The 15,327-nt window shown below is 66.3% G+C and carries 18 protein-coding genes; 8 read left to right on the top strand and 10 right to left on the bottom strand.

Going from position 1 to position 15,327, the window contains the following annotated elements; all coding sequences use genetic code 11:
• Positions 1 to 173: 173 nt before the first annotated feature.
• The 3 genes from clgR to pgsA form a co-directional block, all read right to left on the bottom strand.
• Positions 174 to 515 carry a transcriptional regulator ClgR gene (gene clgR / locus ACWEFV_RS02190; protein WP_135453804.1) on the bottom strand — a complete coding sequence of 114 codons (342 nt, stop codon included), beginning with the start codon at positions 513 to 515 and terminating at the stop codon, positions 174 to 176.
• A gap of 98 nt (positions 516 to 613) precedes the next feature.
• Complete coding sequence (locus ACWEFV_RS02185) at positions 614 to 1,102, bottom strand: CinA family protein (protein ID WP_450068921.1); 489 nt, start codon at positions 1,100 to 1,102, stop codon at positions 614 to 616.
• Positions 1,080 to 1,685 carry a CDP-diacylglycerol--glycerol-3-phosphate 3-phosphatidyltransferase gene (gene pgsA / locus ACWEFV_RS02180; protein ID WP_135453803.1) on the bottom strand — a complete coding sequence of 202 codons (606 nt, stop codon included), beginning with the start codon at positions 1,683 to 1,685 and terminating at the stop codon, positions 1,080 to 1,082. The genes ACWEFV_RS02185 and pgsA overlap by 23 nt, the downstream gene beginning before the upstream one ends.
• Positions 1,686 to 1,727: 42 nt before the next feature.
• Between pgsA and ACWEFV_RS02175 the strand changes: the two genes are divergently transcribed.
• Positions 1,728 to 2,249: an amino-acid N-acetyltransferase gene (locus tag ACWEFV_RS02175; RefSeq protein ID WP_210115505.1), complete on the top strand. Its 522-nt coding sequence runs from the start codon at positions 1,728 to 1,730 to the stop codon at positions 2,247 to 2,249.
• A gap of 57 nt (positions 2,250 to 2,306) precedes the next feature.
• Here the strand turns inward: ACWEFV_RS02175 and ACWEFV_RS02170 are convergent, their stop codons facing one another.
• Positions 2,307 to 4,889, bottom strand: coding sequence for a DNA translocase FtsK (locus ACWEFV_RS02170; RefSeq protein ID WP_450068920.1), 2,583 nt, complete (start codon positions 4,887 to 4,889; stop codon positions 2,307 to 2,309).
• Positions 4,890 to 5,048: 159 nt separating this feature from the next.
• On the opposite strand from ACWEFV_RS02170, the gene ACWEFV_RS02165 reads away from it, so the two are divergent.
• Genes ACWEFV_RS02165 through ACWEFV_RS02155 form a run of 3 tightly spaced genes read left to right on the top strand, consistent with a single transcriptional unit; the run spans position 5,049 to position 7,056 of the window.
• A complete protein-coding gene (locus ACWEFV_RS02165) occupies positions 5,049 to 5,363 on the top strand; it encodes a putative quinol monooxygenase (RefSeq protein ID WP_135453800.1) in 315 nt (104 codons plus the stop codon).
• Positions 5,363 to 6,190: a mycofactocin-coupled SDR family oxidoreductase gene (locus tag ACWEFV_RS02160; protein WP_450068919.1), complete on the top strand. Its 828-nt coding sequence runs from the start codon at positions 5,363 to 5,365 to the stop codon at positions 6,188 to 6,190. Before ACWEFV_RS02165 ends, ACWEFV_RS02160 begins: the two co-directional genes overlap by 1 nt.
• The gene (locus ACWEFV_RS02155) at positions 6,187 to 7,056 is read left to right on the top strand and encodes an SAM-dependent methyltransferase (protein ID WP_450068918.1); all 870 of its coding nucleotides are present in this window, start codon (positions 6,187 to 6,189) and stop codon (positions 7,054 to 7,056) included. The genes ACWEFV_RS02160 and ACWEFV_RS02155 overlap by 4 nt, the downstream gene beginning before the upstream one ends.
• Here ACWEFV_RS02155 and ACWEFV_RS02150 read toward each other — a convergent pair.
• Entirely contained in the window at positions 7,053 to 7,460 is a 408-nt protein-coding gene (locus ACWEFV_RS02150; protein WP_135453797.1) for a group III truncated hemoglobin, read from the bottom strand. The genes ACWEFV_RS02155 and ACWEFV_RS02150 overlap by 4 nt on opposite strands.
• A gap of 72 nt (positions 7,461 to 7,532) precedes the next feature.
• Here ACWEFV_RS02150 and ACWEFV_RS02145 point away from each other — a divergent pair, with 72 nt between their 5' ends.
• Together ACWEFV_RS02145 and ACWEFV_RS02140 are read left to right on the top strand one after the other, a co-directional pair.
• A complete protein-coding gene (locus tag ACWEFV_RS02145; protein WP_135453796.1) occupies positions 7,533 to 8,156 on the top strand; it encodes a helix-turn-helix transcriptional regulator in 624 nt (207 codons plus the stop codon).
• Positions 8,156 to 8,593, top strand: coding sequence for a hypothetical protein (locus tag ACWEFV_RS02140; protein WP_450068917.1), 438 nt, complete (start codon positions 8,156 to 8,158; stop codon positions 8,591 to 8,593). The genes ACWEFV_RS02145 and ACWEFV_RS02140 overlap by 1 nt, the downstream gene beginning before the upstream one ends.
• Here ACWEFV_RS02140 and ACWEFV_RS02135 read toward each other — a convergent pair.
• The 5 genes from ACWEFV_RS02135 to ACWEFV_RS02115 form a co-directional block, all read right to left on the bottom strand.
• The gene (locus ACWEFV_RS02135; protein WP_450068916.1) at positions 8,579 to 9,253 is read right to left on the bottom strand and encodes a hypothetical protein; all 675 of its coding nucleotides are present in this window, start codon (positions 9,251 to 9,253) and stop codon (positions 8,579 to 8,581) included. The genes ACWEFV_RS02140 and ACWEFV_RS02135 overlap by 15 nt on opposite strands.
• A 47-nt stretch (positions 9,254 to 9,300) precedes the next feature.
• On the bottom strand, positions 9,301 to 10,977 hold the full coding sequence (locus tag ACWEFV_RS02130; RefSeq protein WP_450068915.1) for a ribonuclease J: 1,677 nt from the start codon (positions 10,975 to 10,977) through the stop codon (positions 9,301 to 9,303).
• Positions 10,977 to 11,879 (bottom strand): 4-hydroxy-tetrahydrodipicolinate synthase, encoded by a 903-nt coding sequence (dapA, locus tag ACWEFV_RS02125; protein ID WP_450068914.1) that lies wholly within the window; start codon positions 11,877 to 11,879, stop codon positions 10,977 to 10,979. Before dapA ends, ACWEFV_RS02130 begins: the two co-directional genes overlap by 1 nt.
• 22 nt (positions 11,880 to 11,901) lie before the next feature.
• Positions 11,902 to 12,654, bottom strand: a complete 753-nt coding sequence (thyX, locus tag ACWEFV_RS02120) for an FAD-dependent thymidylate synthase (protein WP_135453791.1) — start codon at positions 12,652 to 12,654, stop codon at positions 11,902 to 11,904.
• A 116-nt stretch (positions 12,655 to 12,770) separates the two neighbouring features.
• Positions 12,771 to 13,631: a hypothetical protein gene (locus tag ACWEFV_RS02115; protein ID WP_450068913.1), complete on the bottom strand. Its 861-nt coding sequence runs from the start codon at positions 13,629 to 13,631 to the stop codon at positions 12,771 to 12,773.
• A gap of 102 nt (positions 13,632 to 13,733) precedes the next feature.
• Between ACWEFV_RS02115 and ACWEFV_RS02110 the strand changes: the two genes are divergently transcribed.
• A complete protein-coding gene (locus ACWEFV_RS02110; RefSeq protein ID WP_450068912.1) occupies positions 13,734 to 14,600 on the top strand; it encodes a hypothetical protein in 867 nt (288 codons plus the stop codon).
• A gap of 328 nt (positions 14,601 to 14,928) precedes the next feature.
• A complete protein-coding gene (locus ACWEFV_RS02105) occupies positions 14,929 to 15,210 on the top strand; it encodes a hypothetical protein (RefSeq protein ID WP_450068911.1) in 282 nt (93 codons plus the stop codon).
• The last annotated feature ends 117 nt before the right edge of the window (positions 15,211 to 15,327 follow it).

Genomic DNA, 15,327 nt, shown 5'->3' with positions numbered 1-15,327 from the left:
TCAGGCCCTTGATGGGGCCTTGTCGTTCAGGTTGCCGCAATTCCTCTGATGCCAACTTATCGGTTCCGGACATGCAGCCACAGCCCCGCACGCTGTTCGCATGGGTGTTTTGCGAAAATTCGCGCCGAAGGGACGAGCAGCGCAATCAGGCCGGCGCCGGGACCGTGCTCATGTCACGCAACGGCCATCGACACGACCTGTGGAATGACCACCTTGGTCGCCGCGTCGATGTGGGCGACATTGGCGTGGGCCGGCACCTGGACCGCGGCGCCGGCGTGTTCACGCTCGGCCATGTTCTCGCCCGCATCGGTGAGTACCCGCGACAGCGGCACGTCCAGGGCGTCGCAGATGGCGCTGAGCAGTTCGCTGGAAGCCTCCTTGCGGCCCCGCTCCACTTCGGAGAGGTACCCGAGGCTCACCCGCGCCGCGTCGGACACTTCACGCAACGTCCGCCCCTGCTCGGTGCGGGCGTTACGCAGCACGTCGCCGATCACCTCACGCAGCAATGTCGTCATCGCGCTCTCCTTCGCCTCGCCTGTCACAGGTTCGCTAAAAAGACCAACGCCGCCGGCCACCGCAAGGTTCCCGAAGGAAACCGTTGAACAGATTTCGGTTACTGGTTCTCGACCAGGAAGCGCAATCGGGCGATGGCCTCGTCGACGGCGGCGCGGCGGATATCCCAGCGTGAGCCGGACACCGAAAGCTCGATGACCTCGGTGTCGACCGGGCCGGCCAGGCCGATGAACACGGTGCCCACCGGGTGCCCACCGTGCGGTTCCGGCCCGGCCACGCCGGTCAGGCCGACACCCCAGGTAGCTGCGCAACGCTGCCGCGCCCCAACGGCCAGCGCCCGTGCGGTGGGAGCCGCAACCGGGCCGACCGCATCGAGCACCTGCGGAGCCACTCCGGCCAGCCAGATCTTGGTGTCCTCGTTGTAGGTGACCAGGCCGCCCTGCAGAACCGCGCTGGCCCCGGACACCCCCGCCAGCGTCGCCGCGAGCAGCCCGCCGGTGAGCGACTCGGCGGTGGCCACGCTCTGTGAGCGCACCGTCAGGTCGGCGACCAGGGCCCTGGCGTCGTCAGTGAGCAGCGGATCGTCCACGCGAATCCCTGATCGCGGATATGACGTAGTCGGCACCGGTGAGCACGGTCAACACCACGGCCGCCCACATGATCACCCAGGCGACATCGAGCCAGATGGCGGGCCACGCATGCAGCGGCAGGATGAACAGCCCGATGGCCACGGCTTGCACCAGTGTCTTGAGCTTGCCGCCGCGGCTGGCCGGGATCACGCCGTGCCGCAGCACCGCGAACCGCAACACGGTGATCCCGATCTCACGGGTCAGCACCACCGCGGTGATCCACCACGGCAGATCGCCGAGCATCGACAGGCCGATCAGCGCTGCCCCGATCAGCGCCTTGTCGGCGATCGGATCGGCCAGAGTGCCGAACTCGGTGATCATCCCGTAGCTGCGGGCCAAAGCCCCGTCGAAATGGTCGGTGATCACCGCGACCGCGAACACCGCGAAAGCGGCGATCCGCCAGCCGGTTTCATGGCCGTCGCCGGCGAACAGAAATACGAGGAAGACCGGAACCAGCACCATCCGCACTCCTGTGAGCACGTTGGCGAGGTTGGCCACGCGCGCACGCGGGACCACCGGATCGGTAGAAGGTTGGCCCGGCACCGCAACAGAATATCGGTTGCCGTAACCGATACTCTTGCGCCTGTGAACCCAGGCAGTGTCGAGCCGCGCAAACACCCTGTGGTGCGCCGCGCCCGCACGTCCGATGTCCCGGCGATCAAGAGCCTGGTTGACGTCTATGCGGGCAAGATCCTGCTGGAGAAGAACCTGGTGACGCTGTACGAGGCGGTCCAGGAATTCTGGGTGGTCGAACTCGACGACGAACTGGTCGGATGCGGCGCGCTCCATGTGCTGTGGGCCGACCTCGGCGAGGTACGCACGGTGGCCGTGCATCCGAAGGTCCGCGGGACCGGCGTCGGCCATGTGTTGGTCGAGCAGTTGCTCGATGTCGCCCGCGACCTCCACCTGAGCCGGATCTTCGTGCTGACCTTCGAGGTCGACTTCTTCGGCAAGCACGGTTTCGAAGAGATCGACGGCACGCCGGTGACCGCCGAGGTGTACGAGGAGATGTGCCGCTCATACGACACGGGTGTGGCGGAGTTCCTCGACCTGTCCTACGTCAAGCCCAACACCTTGGGCAATACGCGGATGCTGTTGACGCTCTGAGTGATTTGTGGAGCCCTACCCGTATTGGTCACGGGTAAGACTCCACAAATCGTCGGTCTAGAACCCGTCCGGATCGTCGGCGGCGGCGCCGTTGGCGTCCGAGCCGCCCTGGATCAGCATCAGCGTGCCGGCCAGCTCATCGGGCTTCACCAGCACCTCGCGGGCCTTGGAGCCCTCGGACGGCCCGACGATGCCCCGGGTCTCCATCAGGTCCATCAGGCGGCCTGCCTTGGCGAACCCAACGCGCAGCTTGCGCTGCAGCATCGAGGTGGACCCGAACTGGCTCGACACGACCAGTTCCACGGCCTGCAGGAAGACGTCCATGTCGTCGCCGATATCGCTGTCGATGTCGCGCTTCTCGACGGTCTTGACCGTGACGCCGTCGATGAACTCGGGCTGGGCCTGCTCCTTGGTGTAGGCGACGACGGCCTGGATTTCCTCGTCGCTGACGAAGGCGCCCTGCACGCGGATCGGCTTGGGAGCTTCCGACGGCTGGAACAGCGCGTCACCCTTACCAGTGAGCTTCTCGGCGCCGACCTGGTCGAGGATGACGCGCGAGTTGGTGGCGTTGGTGACACCGAATGCCATGCGGGACGGCACGTTGGCCTTGATCAGGCCGGTGACCACCGACACCACCGGCTGCTGGGTGGCCAGCACCAGGTGGATACCCGCGGCGCGGGCCTTCTGGGTGATACGGACGATCGCGTCTTCGACGTCGCGCGGGGCCTGCATCATCAGGTCGGCCAGCTCGTCGACGACGCACAGGATGTACGGGTAGGTCTTGTAGACCCGCTCACTGCCCAGCGGCGCGGTGATCTCGCCCGAGCGCACCTTCTTGTTGAAATCGTCGATGTGCCGGACACCGCTGGCGCTCATGTCCTGGTAGCGCTGCTCCATCTCCTCGACCAGCCAGGCCAGCGCGGCGGCAGCCTTCTTCGGGTCGATGATCACGGGCGTGATCAGGTGCGGAATGCCTTGGTACGGCGGGAATTCCACCATCTTCGGGTCGACCAGGATCATCCGGACCTCGTCCGGTGTCGCGCGCTGCAGCAGCGACACGAGCATCGAGTTGATGAAGCTCGACTTACCCGAACCGGTGGAGCCGGCCACCAGCAGGTGCGGCATCTTGGCCAGGTTGTAGCTGATGAAGTGGCCTTCGACATCCTTGCCGATGCCGAACACCATCGGATGGTGGTCATTGCGGGTGGTCGGTGCGCTCAGCACGTCCTTGAGCCGGACCATCTCGCGGTCGCTGTTCGGCACCTCGACACCGACAGCGGACTTACCGGGGATCGGCGCCAGCAGGCGGATGTGCTCGTTGGCCACCGCGTAGGCCAGGTTGCGCTGCAACTGCGTGAATCGCTCGACGCGGACGCCGGGCCCAAGCTCGATCTCGTACCGGGTGACGGTCGGGCCGCGCTGGAAACCGGTGACCGTGGCGTCGACCTTGAACTGCTCCATCACCTCGGTGATGGCGTTCACGATGCGGTCGTTGTCCCGGCCGACCCGCTTCGGTGGGTCACCGTCGGCCAGCAAGTCCAGCGGCGGCAGGGTGTAATCACCCTCGATCACCCGGTCGATCACCAGGGTGTCGTCGGTCTCCTTGGCCGGCTTCGACCCGGATTCGGTTCCGGCCTTCTTGCGCCGCGGTTTGACGGCGGGCTCAGGGACGGTGGGTGCGTCAGATTCGTCGGGCAGCGGGTAGTTGTCCATCGGCGTGCCGGTCGGCGCCTTGGGCGCCTCGATCGCGGCTGTCGGCCAGGTCTGGGCCTGCGTGTCACCGCCTGCGATGTCGTCGTCGTAGTAGCCGTCGGACAGGTCGTCGTAGCCGTCCTCGTCATCGAACTCGTCGGCGTAGTCCCCGTCGTAATCGTCGTCATAGTCGTCATCGTGGAACGCCCGGGTGCTGAACATGCTCCGCAGCGTCGAGGGCACCTCACGGATCGTCGTCCCGGTGACCAGCAGTAGACCGAACAGCACACCCATGAACAGCAGCGGCGCCGCGATCCACTCAGTCAGCCCGTCCGACAGCGGCCCGCCGATGGCGAAGCCGACGAATCCGGCGGCATGCTGACGTGCGACGGGATCCTGCGGCGAGCCCGACCACAGGTGCCACAGGCCCAGCATCGGCAGTGCGATCATGGCCGATCCCAGGATCAGCCGGGGGCGGGATTCCGGATCAGGTTCGGTGCGCATCAAGACGACGGCAACGGCGCCCAGGACGACGGGCACCAGAACAACCGGGCCTCCGATGAGGGTGCGCACTGCGGTGTCGATCCACTGCCCCACCGGGCCGGCCGCATGGAACCAGGAGCTGGCAGCCACGACGACGGCGATGCCGAGCAGCGCGAGAGCCATACCGTCACGGCGATGGCCGGGTTCGATATCGCGGGCGCGCCCCACCGAGCGGGCGGTCGAACCGGCCCCCTTGGCCAGCATCAACCAGCCGGCGCGGGCACCTTGGCCGAGCTTCTGGCCGGCGGCAGAGACGGGTGAGGCCTGGGTCCGGCGGGCGGGCTTACGCCGTGGCGCAGCCGGGCGACCCTTGCGGGCCGGCGCCGGACGCCGCGAACCGCCCCGCGAGCTGGCATTCGACCTGCTCGAACGCGCTCCGGATCGGCCGGCGGTCTTGTTAGCCATGACCGCAAGCCTAGTCGCATATGCCCCACAATCACCATCTGCCACACGGGTCACAAGACGGTCTCAAATGACACTTAGCCATACGAACCAAATCCACCCGCTTATCGCCTAGGGTGGACGCTCGTCCAGTTTCGGCACTCATCGAGGAGTTCTGCACATATGCCTGTTGTCGTCGTCGCCACCATGAAGGCCAAGCCCGAATCCGTCGACGCAGTGCGCGAGGCCTGCACCAACGCCGTCGCAGCCGTCCACGACGAGCCGGGCTGCCAGCTGTATTCGCTGCATGAGGCCGACGGCACCTTCGTGTTCGTCGAGCAGTGGGCCGACGCCGATGCACTCAAGGCGCACAGCACCGCCCCGGCGATCGGCACCCTGTTCGGCTCCATCGGCGAACTGCTCGACGGTGCCCCCGATATCAAAATGTTGCAACCCGTCGTCGCGGGTGACCCCGCCAAGGGACAGCTGCGCGCCTAATGGCCACCGAAGCTCCCCTGGCCGGCAAGGTCGCCTTCATCACCGGCGCTGCGCGCGGCCAGGGGCGGGCCGAGGCCCTGCGACTGGCCTCCGACGGGGCCGACATCATCGCGATCGACCTATGCCACCAGATCGAGTCGGTGCCCTACCCGCTGGCCACCCCCGAGGATCTGGCGGCGACGGTCAAGCTCGTAGAGGAGACGGGTGCGCGCATCGTCGCTTCGCAAGCCGATGTGCGCGATGAGGAAGCTCTGCGAGCGGCGCTGCAGACCGGGGTTGATCAGCTCGGCCGGCTCGACATCGTCGTCGCCAATGCCGGGATCGCCCCGATGCAGTCGGGTCCCGACGGCTGGCGCGATGTCATCGACGTCAACCTGACCGGCGTACACCACACCGTCGAGGCGGCGATCCCGATCATGGTCGCCCAGGGCGACGGTGGATCGATCGTCCTGATCAGCTCGGCAGCCGGCCTGATTGGTGTCGGCGGCGGGGACCGCGGCTCACTCGGTTACACCGCCGCCAAGCACGGGGTGGTGGGCCTGATGCGGGCCTACGCCAATTTCCTTGCCCCGCACAGCATTCGGGTCAACTCGATCCACCCCACCGGAGTGGACACCCCGATGATCAACAACGAGTTCACCCGGGATTGGCTGCGCCACATCTCCGAGGAACTCAACGCCCCAACCGATTTCTCCAACGCACTGCCGGTGCAGGTGGTACAGGCGGAGGACATCGCCAATGCGGTGGCCTGGCTGGTGTCGGATCAGGCGCGTTACGTCACGGGCGTGACACTTCCCGTGGACGCCGGCATCGTCAACAAGCGATGAGCGATCCCGTCGCCGCCACCGCGATCGGCCCGATGGTGCTCGCCGCCGTCGAGCAGTACGAACCGGTGCGGCGACGGCTCGTCGACGACGAATTGGCGTTGTCGTTCCTCCCGGCGGGACTCCGTGCGTTCACCCGGGCCGCGCGTTGGTCCGTTGCCCGCAGACTTCTGATCAGGGCGACCGAACGCTCGGGACCTGGGCTGTGGGCGAATCTGACCTGCCGCAAGCGCTACATCGGCGACAAGCTCACGCAGGCCCTGCCGAATATCGACGCCGTGGTGATTCTCGGCGCCGGCCTGGACACAAAGGGCTACCGGCTCGCCCGGCACACCGCGATCCCGGTGTTCGAGGTGGACCTGCCGATCAACATCGAGCGCAAACGCTCGGTGGTGCGCGGCGCGCTGGGAACCGTGCCGGACTCGGTGCACCTGGTGCCGGTGGATTTCGAACGCGATGACCTGGCCGCCGAACTGGCCAGGCACGGCCACCGCAGTGAACACCGCACGTTCTTCATCTGGGAAGGCGTGACGCAGTATCTGAGCGCTGAAAGTGTCGCGGCGACATTCGAGTTCCTTCGCTCGGCGACGCCGGGGAGCCTGTTGGCATTCACGTATGTCCGCAGCGATTTCATCGACGGCACCAACCGGTACGGGGCCGAATCGCTGTATCGGCGGTTCCGCGTCCGCAGCCGGCTGTGGCAGTTCGGGCTGGACCCGGACCGGGTGGCGTCGTTCATCGAGCCCTACGGCTGGAATTTGATCGAGCAGGCCGGGCCCGAGTACCTCACCTCGCACTACATTTCACCCGCCGGCCGGAAGCTGACCGCCTCACAGGTGGAATGGACGGCTTTCGCCGAAAAGCGCTAGCAGGCAACCAACGCGTCGAGTTCCGCGGCATCGACACCGGCCAGTCGCCGATGCATGGCCTTGGCGATACGGCCGGCCTGCAGCTTGGCCCGCTCGGCATACGGACCTGAGAACAGCTCGTCGACGGTGTCGGTCCACAGGGTCAGCCAGCGCACGAAATGTTGCGCCGACAACGGATGACGGGCGTGCAGTTCACGGTGCACGATCAGGGCGCTGCCGTGGTAGAGCCCGGCGCGGAACAGCACGGTCTCCCAGAAATCGCACATGACAGGCAGATGGGATCGCAGGCCCTTGGCGCGCAGCTCGGAGAACGGTTCGGCGAGCACCGGATCCGACAGCGCGTTGCTGTAGAAGCGCCACAGCAGCAGCTCGACATCCTCGCGGCCTGCCAGGTCTTCAGACATCGGACTGATCCCTTCCGGGCCGGTCGCGCGTCGCCCTAGTTTCTACAATCTCCTGTTGTATAAACTCTAGCGATGATCCCCGCGATCGGGAAGCGCCGAGTCGACGTGCTGAGCACGTTGAAGGCCTCTGCAACGCCGATGACGAGCGCGCAGATCGCCGCCCGACTCGACGTTCACACCAACACCGTGCGGTTTCACCTGGAGCACCTCGAGGCCGGCGGGCAGGTGGAACGTGTCCAACCTCACCACCGCAGCCCCGGGCGGCCCCCGCAGCTGTACCGGGCGGTGCGCCGGATGGACCCGACCGGACCCACCCATTACCGGATGCTCGCCGAGATCCTGGCCAATGGATTGGCTTCCGACGACGACCCCGCCGCCAAAGCCCGGGAGATGGGGCGTGCCTGGGGACGCACGATGCCGCGCCCGGCGATCGACTCCCCCGTTGACGCCCTGGTACAGACACTCGATGACATCGGTTTCGCGCCGGAGCCACCCGAGAATGATCAACTCCGGTTGCGCCACTGCCCATTTCTCGAGTTGGCCCAGACCCGCGCGTCGGTTGTGTGCCCGATCCACCTGGGGTTGATGCAGGGGGCGTTGGAAAGCTGGCAGGCACCGGTTGCGGTCGAGCGACTCGACGCGTTCGTCGAACCGGATCTGTGCGTGGCCCACCTGGGCCCGAAAGGAGATTCATGATGAACGCCGGTCTGGCTGTCGCGGTCGCCGTGACCTTCTGCTGGCTGGGCATGGTGCTGGCGATCTCGTTCATCGAGGCGCCGCTGAAGTTCCGGGCACCGGGCGTGACGCTGCAGATCGGACTCGGTATCGGGCGCATGGTTTTCCGTGCATTGAACACGGTGGAAACCACGTTCGCCGTCGCCATCATCGTGACCCTCGCCCTGCATCGCCCGTCCGTAGCGGCGATCGCGGCCTTCGCAATTGCCATCGTGGCGCTCGCCGTTCAACTGATTGCCGTGCGTCCCAAGCTGACTCAGCGCTCCAACGCCGTACTCGCCGTCGCCCCGGGCGAAGAGCCGGCGGGGCGTTCACAGGCGCACTACGTCTATGTGGCGTTCGAACTCATCAAAGTGATCGCCCTGCCGACCGGCGGGATTCTGCTACTTGCCGGCTGACTCCACGCTCGGCGTCTTGACCTGAACCACAAGACCATTCGAGTACGGCCGGTGCGGGTCGCGCGGACTCGCCTCGGGAAGAATGAGACGCCAGCCCTCATACGGATTCTTGTCACCTGCCACAAGAAATCCACCCCTGGCGCCCGGGCCCGCGAGCTCGTCGGCACTGCGGATCGGACCGTCGGCGAACAGGTCGCCGGCCTGGCCAAGGGTCGCAGGATTCGACGCCAACCGCCCGAGCCACGAGACGATCGCATCGTGCACGTAAGCCGCCTGCGCATCGGGCAGCCGTGCGTCGATCAGAATTGCGACCTTGCCGTCGGGAAAACCGGCCGGGTACACGTCGCACAGGAGTCCGCCCCGCGCCACCCGGTCGTAGAAGCGACGCGCCAGGATGGACGGCATGAGCTTCGACCCCACGACGACAGCGACGAGCGCCACCACGAACACGACGGTGACGGTGGTACTGGGTCCGCGCTCCCGGACAACGAGCGAATACACCGCCCACGAGAAAACCACCGCGAACAGGAAGCCTCCGACGACGAGCAGATATCGAAGAAAGAACGGGTACTCCACCGCACGCTTTGCTTCGTCCACCGAGCTGAACGGCGGAATCGGACGGCGTCGCCCGAATGGCACCTCAGGCGCTGGTCGGCTCACCATGCCAATCTAACTGCACCGCCGAGTCGCTCGGTGCACCAATTTGGCTAGATCTCGATGACCGTCGGCACGATCATCGGCTGGCGACGGTAGGTCTCCCCCACCCACTTGCCCACCGTGCGCCGGATCGCCTGCGCGATGCGGGTCGGGTCCGTGATGTTGTCGGCGGCAAGGCTTTCCAGCTCCCGCTCGACGTTGCGGGCGACCGGCTCCAGCGCTTTCGGGTCTTCGGAGAATCCGCGGGAATACAGATGGGCCGGCGCGGCGGGCTTTCCGGTCTCGCGGTGGACGACTACCGTCACCGCCACGAAACCCGAAGACAGGATCAGGCGTTCACCAAGGGTGGCGTCCCCGACATCGCCGGTGATCAGCCCGTCGACGAACATCTTGCCGACCGTCACCGCACCGGAGATCGAGGCCTTACCGGCCACCAGGTCCACACTGACACCGTTCTCGGCCAGCACGATGTTCTCCGACGGAACCCCGGTGCTCGCGGCCAGTGCCGCGTTGGCGCGCATGTGCCGCCAGGTGCCGTGCACCGGCATCACGTTGCGGGGACGTACCCCGTTGTAGAGGAACAGCAGCTCCCCCGCGTACGCGTGGCCGGAAACATGCACGCGCGCTTGGGCATTGGTGACCACGCGGGCGCCAATCTTGGCCAGTGCGTCGATGACACCGTAGACCGCTTCCTCGTTGCCCGGGATCAGCGACGAGGACAGGATGATCAGATCGCCGGCGGTCAGCGTGATGCTGCGGTGCTCGCCCCGCGACATCCGGGACAGTGCGGCCATCGGCTCACCCTGGGTACCGGTGGTGATCAGGACGACCTTCTCGGGCGGCATCATCTCGGCCGCGCCGATGTCGAGGATGTCGGCGTCGTCGACCTTCAGGTAGCCCAGCTCGCGGGCGATGCCCATGTTGCGCACCATCGAGCGTCCGACGTACGAAACCTTCCGACCCAGCGCCACCGCCGCATCTGTGATCTGTTGTACGCGATCGACATTCGATGCGAAGCAGGCCACGATTACCCGGCCCTCGGCACCGCGGATCAGCCGGTGCAGCGTCGGGCCGACCTCACTCTCGGACGGGCTGACACCCGGGTGTTCGGAATTGGTCGAGTCGCAAAGGAACAGGTCGACACCGGCGTCCCCGAGCCGCGACATGCCCGGCAGGTCTGTCGGGCGGCCGTCGAGCGGCTGCTGGTCGAGCTTGATGTCGCCGGTGTGCAGCACGGTGCCGGCACCGGTGTGGATCGCGACGGCCAGACACCCCGGAATCGAGTGATTGACGGCGAAGTACTCGCATTCGAAGACGCCGTGCTGGCTGCTCTGCCGCTCGGCGACCTCGACGCACACCGGCTTGATCCGGTGTTCACGGCACTTCTCGCGGATCAGCGCAATGGTGAACTTCGAGCCGACCACCGGGATGTCCGGACGCAGCTTGAGCAGGAACGGAATCGCCCCGATGTGGTCCTCGTGGGCATGGGTGACGACGAGCGCTTCGACATCGTCGAGACGGTCCTCGACGTGGCGCAGATCCGGCAGGATCAGGTCGACGCCGGGCTCGTCATGCCCGGGGAAGAGCACCCCGCAGTCCACGATGAGCAATCTGCCCAGGTGCTCGAAGACCGTCATGTTGCGGCCGATTTCGCTGATTCCACCCAGCGCGGTAACTCGCAGACCGCCGGGGGCCAGTGGCTTGGGGGGCGCGAGTTCGGTGCTCACTATCGCAACACCGCAGCCGCACGCATATCGACGGCCAGCGCCTCGATCTCGGCCGGGGACGCCGGGATCTGCGGCAGTCGTGGCTGACCGGCATCGAATCCCTGCAACCGTAGGCCTTCCTTGGACATCGTCACCCCACCGAGGCGGGCCTGGGCGGCAGCCAGCGGGGCCAACGAGACGTTGATCTTGCGGGCAGTGGCGATATCGCCAGAGTTGAACGCGGTCAACATGTCCCGCAACTGGCCGGCGGCCAGGTGACCCCAGACGCTGACGAAGCCGACGGCACCCATGGCCAACCAGGGCAGGTTCAGGGCGTCGTCGCCCGAGTAGTACACCAACCCGGTCTCGGCGATGATCTGGCCGCCACCGTGCAGGTCACCCTTCGCGTCTTTGACGCCCACGATGTTCGGGTGCGCGGCCAGGGCGTGGATGGTCTCCCAGGCGATGGGAATGGAGGACCGCGGCGGGATGTCGTAGAGCAGGTTCGGCAGATCGGTGGCGTCGGCGACGGCGGTGAAGTGCGCGATCAGACCGGCCTGCGGGGGCCGTGAGTAGTACGGCGTCACCACGAGCAGGCCGTGTGCCCCCTCGGCGGCGCAGGCCTTGGCCAGGTGCACGCTGTGGGCGGTGTCATAGCTGCCCGCGCCGGCGACGATGCGGGCCCGGTCCCCGACTGCCTCCAGCACGGTGCGCAGCAGCGCGAGCTTCTCGTCATCGGTGGTGGTCGGCGATTCGCCGGTGGTACCGGAGAGCACCAGGCCGTCACAGCCGGCGTCGATCAGGTGATTGGCCAGCTGAGCGGCCGCATCGAGATCGAGCGAGCCGTCGGGCTTGAACGGCGTAACCATTGCGGTCAACACCGTGCCCAACTGCGCCGTTACATCGATTCCGCTCGTACTCACGCGCCAAGATTACCCGGTGGTCTCAAGCCTCTGTGGCCAGAGGCGACGTTGCCACCTCACTACCATCCGCAAGCGTCGAAATCTCGAAATCGGAGAACACCGCCGGAGCCGCTTCGACGAGCTCACGCAGGCAGGCGATTGCGAGCCTGCGGATCTCCACATCAGCGTGTTCGCTGGCCCGCATCGCGATGAAATGGCGCCAGGCGCGGTAGTTGCCCGTGACCACGATCCGGGTCTCGGTGGCGTTGGGAAGCACCGCCCGCGCGGCCTGTCTGGCCTGCTTGCGACGCAAAACAGCGTTCGGTTGATCGGCGAACTTGGCTTCCAGGCGAGCCAGCAGTTCGGTGTAGGTGGCTCGGCTGGCGTCCGCGGCCGCGGTGAAGATCTCCACCAGCTCGGGGTCGCCCTCGAACCCCGGCGGCACCACCACCTCGGCGTCGTTCTCGGGTACGTAGCGCTGCGAGAGCTGTGAGTACGAGAAATGCCGGTGCCGGATCAGTTCGTGGGTGGCCGATCGGGAGATACCGCTGATGTAGAAGGACACCGAAGCGTGTTCGAGTACCGAGAAGTGCCCGACGTCGATGATGTGGCGGATGTAGCTCGCGTTGGTCGCCGTCCTCGGGTTGGGCTTCGACCAGCTCTGGTAGCAGGCCCGGCCGGCGAACTCGGTGAGTGCAGGCCCACCGTCGGCGTCGGTGCTCCACGGCACCTCAGGCGGTGCCTGGAATTCCGTCTTGGCGATCAGCTGCACGCGCAGCGGCGCGATCTCGGCCACTCGCCCACCCTACTGTCGAGCCTTCGGGGGCTCCTCACCACCGCGCCGACTTCCACGCCTGGCTGTTACTCGGCCGGATTCACATCATCGCGGCAGAAAATTGGTGAAACGAGCACTCATCGGTAGATGGTCGCGACCCACGGTTGGTTGCAGAACTGCTGTGCGGCGGTCGCCGGGTCGACACCGGCGGCCTTCATCGAGGCGGTCCGGGTGGCCAGGGCACCTGGCGGATAGTCGTCGTTGTCGAGCGTGCAATCAACGTTCCTGTTGCGGATCCACTCACGGGTGTCGTCGGGTCTCTTGGGCCACTCCGGGACCTGAACGTCCAGTGCGACAGCCTCGGCGAGAGTGTCAGCGTCCCACCGGTACAGGGTGACGGTTCCCGCGCCCGCGCCGGAATGGGCGTAGTTGCCGAAGAACCCCTCGGGCGTTCGATAGAACCGCCGAAATCCGAACAGTTCGCCGGCCCGCACAAAGTGCGCGGGCTGGCCGGCCTGTCGCCACACCGCCATGGGTTCACCACCCGTGCCACCCCGTCCGGTGACCACCAACAGGACCGGGGTGCCGCTCTGGTCGATGTCCTGCAGCAGCGCGGCCACCCCGGTCTGGCCGATCTTGTCGGTGGGTTCGCGGAACTCCTGGACGGTTTTGCCCCCGTTCTGCAGGCTGAACGACCACGCCGGGTCACTGGACACGGTGATGGTCGAATGATCATCGAGAGTCAGTGCGCAGCGGATGTTTTGGGCATCCAACGCCGGTTCGAAGGAGATCGACACTGTGGCACAGGCCGGCAAAGCCTGTGGTTCCGTCGTACTGGTGGCACCGGCCGAGGTCGTCGTCGGCACCCCGGGGGCGGAATGCTCTGGTGTGCAGCCGCTGAGCACTGCGGCCCCGGACACAGCGGCCGTCGTCGCGATCGCACCGAACGTCAACGAACTCCGGCGGAATCGCGCCGATAGAAATCCACGGATCTGCACCTTGGGAGCGTATTACCGGCCAAGGCGGTGAGCTCGCACCTCCTACAATCGCCAGATGTCCCGCGCTGACGCGTTCGCACCGGCACACCAGGACGGTTCGCGGTGCTGATCGGTGTGGCCGCCGCGCTCCTCGCCTGCGTGGGTTATGGAACAGCATCGGTTCTGCAGTCGTATGCCGCGGGACATTCCGGCGCGGCGGCCGACACCGCGGAGAACGGCCCCACCCTGCGGTCGACCATCACCGCGATGCTCGCACCGATCTTCATCGCGGGTATGGCGCTCGACCTTCTGGGTTTCGTGGGCAGCCTGGTATCGGCGCGGTTGATCCCACTGTTCCTGTCGCAGACGATCATCAGCGCCAACCTCGTCGTGACCGCCGTGCTGAGCATTTTTGCGCTCCATGTCCGGCTACTGCGGCGTGACTGGGCCGCGATCGCCATAGTCCTTGTGGCGCTGTGCATCCTGGGGGCCACCGCCGGGCATCTGGGCGACCGTGATCCCGGCGCGATCCTGCATTGGGGTGTCCTGGTGGTGTCGGCGATCATCCTTGGCCTGGGCGCCACGCTCGTCCGACTCCTCGGGAGGAACGCTGCCGTGCCCGCCGGCCTGATCGCCGGGGTGCTCTACGGGGCGATGGCGGTCGCGGTGCGCGTCGTCGACGGACTCGAGCCCCTGAACGTGGGTGTGTTGATCGCCGACCCGGCGCTGTGGGCAATTCTGGTCGCCGGCCTCGGCGGGTTCTATCTGTTCACCGTTGCCCTGCAGGTCGGCTCGGTGAACGGGGTGGCAGCGGCATTGGTGGTGGGCGAAACCGTGATCCCCGGCATCGTCGGCGTGGTGCTGCTGGGCGACGTTTCACGACCGGGGTTCGGCTGGCTGGTGGCCATCGCCTTCATCGCGGCCGTTGCCGGCGCCGTGGCGCTCGCCGTCTCCGGCGCCGCCGAGTACGAGCGCGCGAAGAGTTCCTGAAGGTCGCTGAACTCCCTGGTCACGACCTCGATGCGCCGGCCGTGACCACCTGATCCGAACTTGTCGGACCCTTCCTCTTTACTGTCCTGTTCCCCGGACACCGGGTCGTGCTCACCCCCGACCGACGGAATGGTCGCTGATCGAGGGGCAGCGACCATTTCGTCCCCCCTTATCCCCCGATCGGCGGATCCGGAGTTGGCCCAGACGATGGGCCGATCAGCGGACAGATCACCGACCTCGATTGAACGATGCTGAGGGCTCACTCGATATCCCTACAGCGCACCGCATCTCCACAACACCGAACCAAGCGATAACGAGAGGAACGACCATGCATTACGAGATGTTTGATCTGGTCCGAGAACGCGCCAACGAGAAAGACTGGGACCTGATCTTCGACAGCGGCCCGAATGCCGAGTACCGCACCATGGTGTGGGAACACCCTCTGCTCAGCGCAACAGGCGTGGCGACCGAACTGGAGATCGGGTTCAGCCCGGATGGTCGCATCATCTTCTCCGAGCGGCGGCTCGGCGGCGTCGCCCACAAGCGCATCAAGCCCACCAGTGCGTTCGCCTCGACCGATCTCTATCTCGCGGCACTGGAGATGATCTGATCCGCCTGATCGACGGCGGAACCTGACCAGACCGCACCCCTCCGCTCCGCATCGTTTTCGACCCTGGGGCTGTTGTTCGACGACGACCACGACCCAGGTGTCGAAACCGGCGAGCAC

The organism is Mycobacterium sp. NPDC004974 (assembly GCF_053600815.1).
This window is presented reverse-complemented; position numbering and strand designations above follow the sequence as displayed.

What these genes read in the sequence shown, in the direction of transcription:
- clgR (WP_135453804.1), bottom strand. Translation starts at nt 515, where the DNA reads ATGACGACATTGCTGCGTGAGGTGATCGGCGACGTGCTGCGTAACGCC.
- ACWEFV_RS02170 (WP_450068920.1), bottom strand. Translation starts at nt 4,889, where the DNA reads ATGGCTAACAAGACCGCCGGCCGATCCGGAGCGCGTTCGAGCAGGTCG.
- ACWEFV_RS02165 (WP_135453800.1), top strand. Translation starts at nt 5,049, where the DNA reads ATGCCTGTTGTCGTCGTCGCCACCATGAAGGCCAAGCCCGAATCCGTC.
- ACWEFV_RS02160 (WP_450068919.1), top strand. Translation starts at nt 5,363, where the DNA reads ATGGCCACCGAAGCTCCCCTGGCCGGCAAGGTCGCCTTCATCACCGGC.
- ACWEFV_RS02155 (WP_450068918.1), top strand. Translation starts at nt 6,187, where the DNA reads ATGAGCGATCCCGTCGCCGCCACCGCGATCGGCCCGATGGTGCTCGCC.
- ACWEFV_RS02150 (WP_135453797.1), bottom strand. Translation starts at nt 7,460, where the DNA reads ATGTCTGAAGACCTGGCAGGCCGCGAGGATGTCGAGCTGCTGCTGTGG.
- ACWEFV_RS02145 (WP_135453796.1), top strand. Translation starts at nt 7,533, where the DNA reads ATGATCCCCGCGATCGGGAAGCGCCGAGTCGACGTGCTGAGCACGTTG.
- ACWEFV_RS02140 (WP_450068917.1), top strand. Translation starts at nt 8,156, where the DNA reads ATGAACGCCGGTCTGGCTGTCGCGGTCGCCGTGACCTTCTGCTGGCTG.
- ACWEFV_RS02105 (WP_450068911.1), top strand. Translation starts at nt 14,929, where the DNA reads ATGCATTACGAGATGTTTGATCTGGTCCGAGAACGCGCCAACGAGAAA.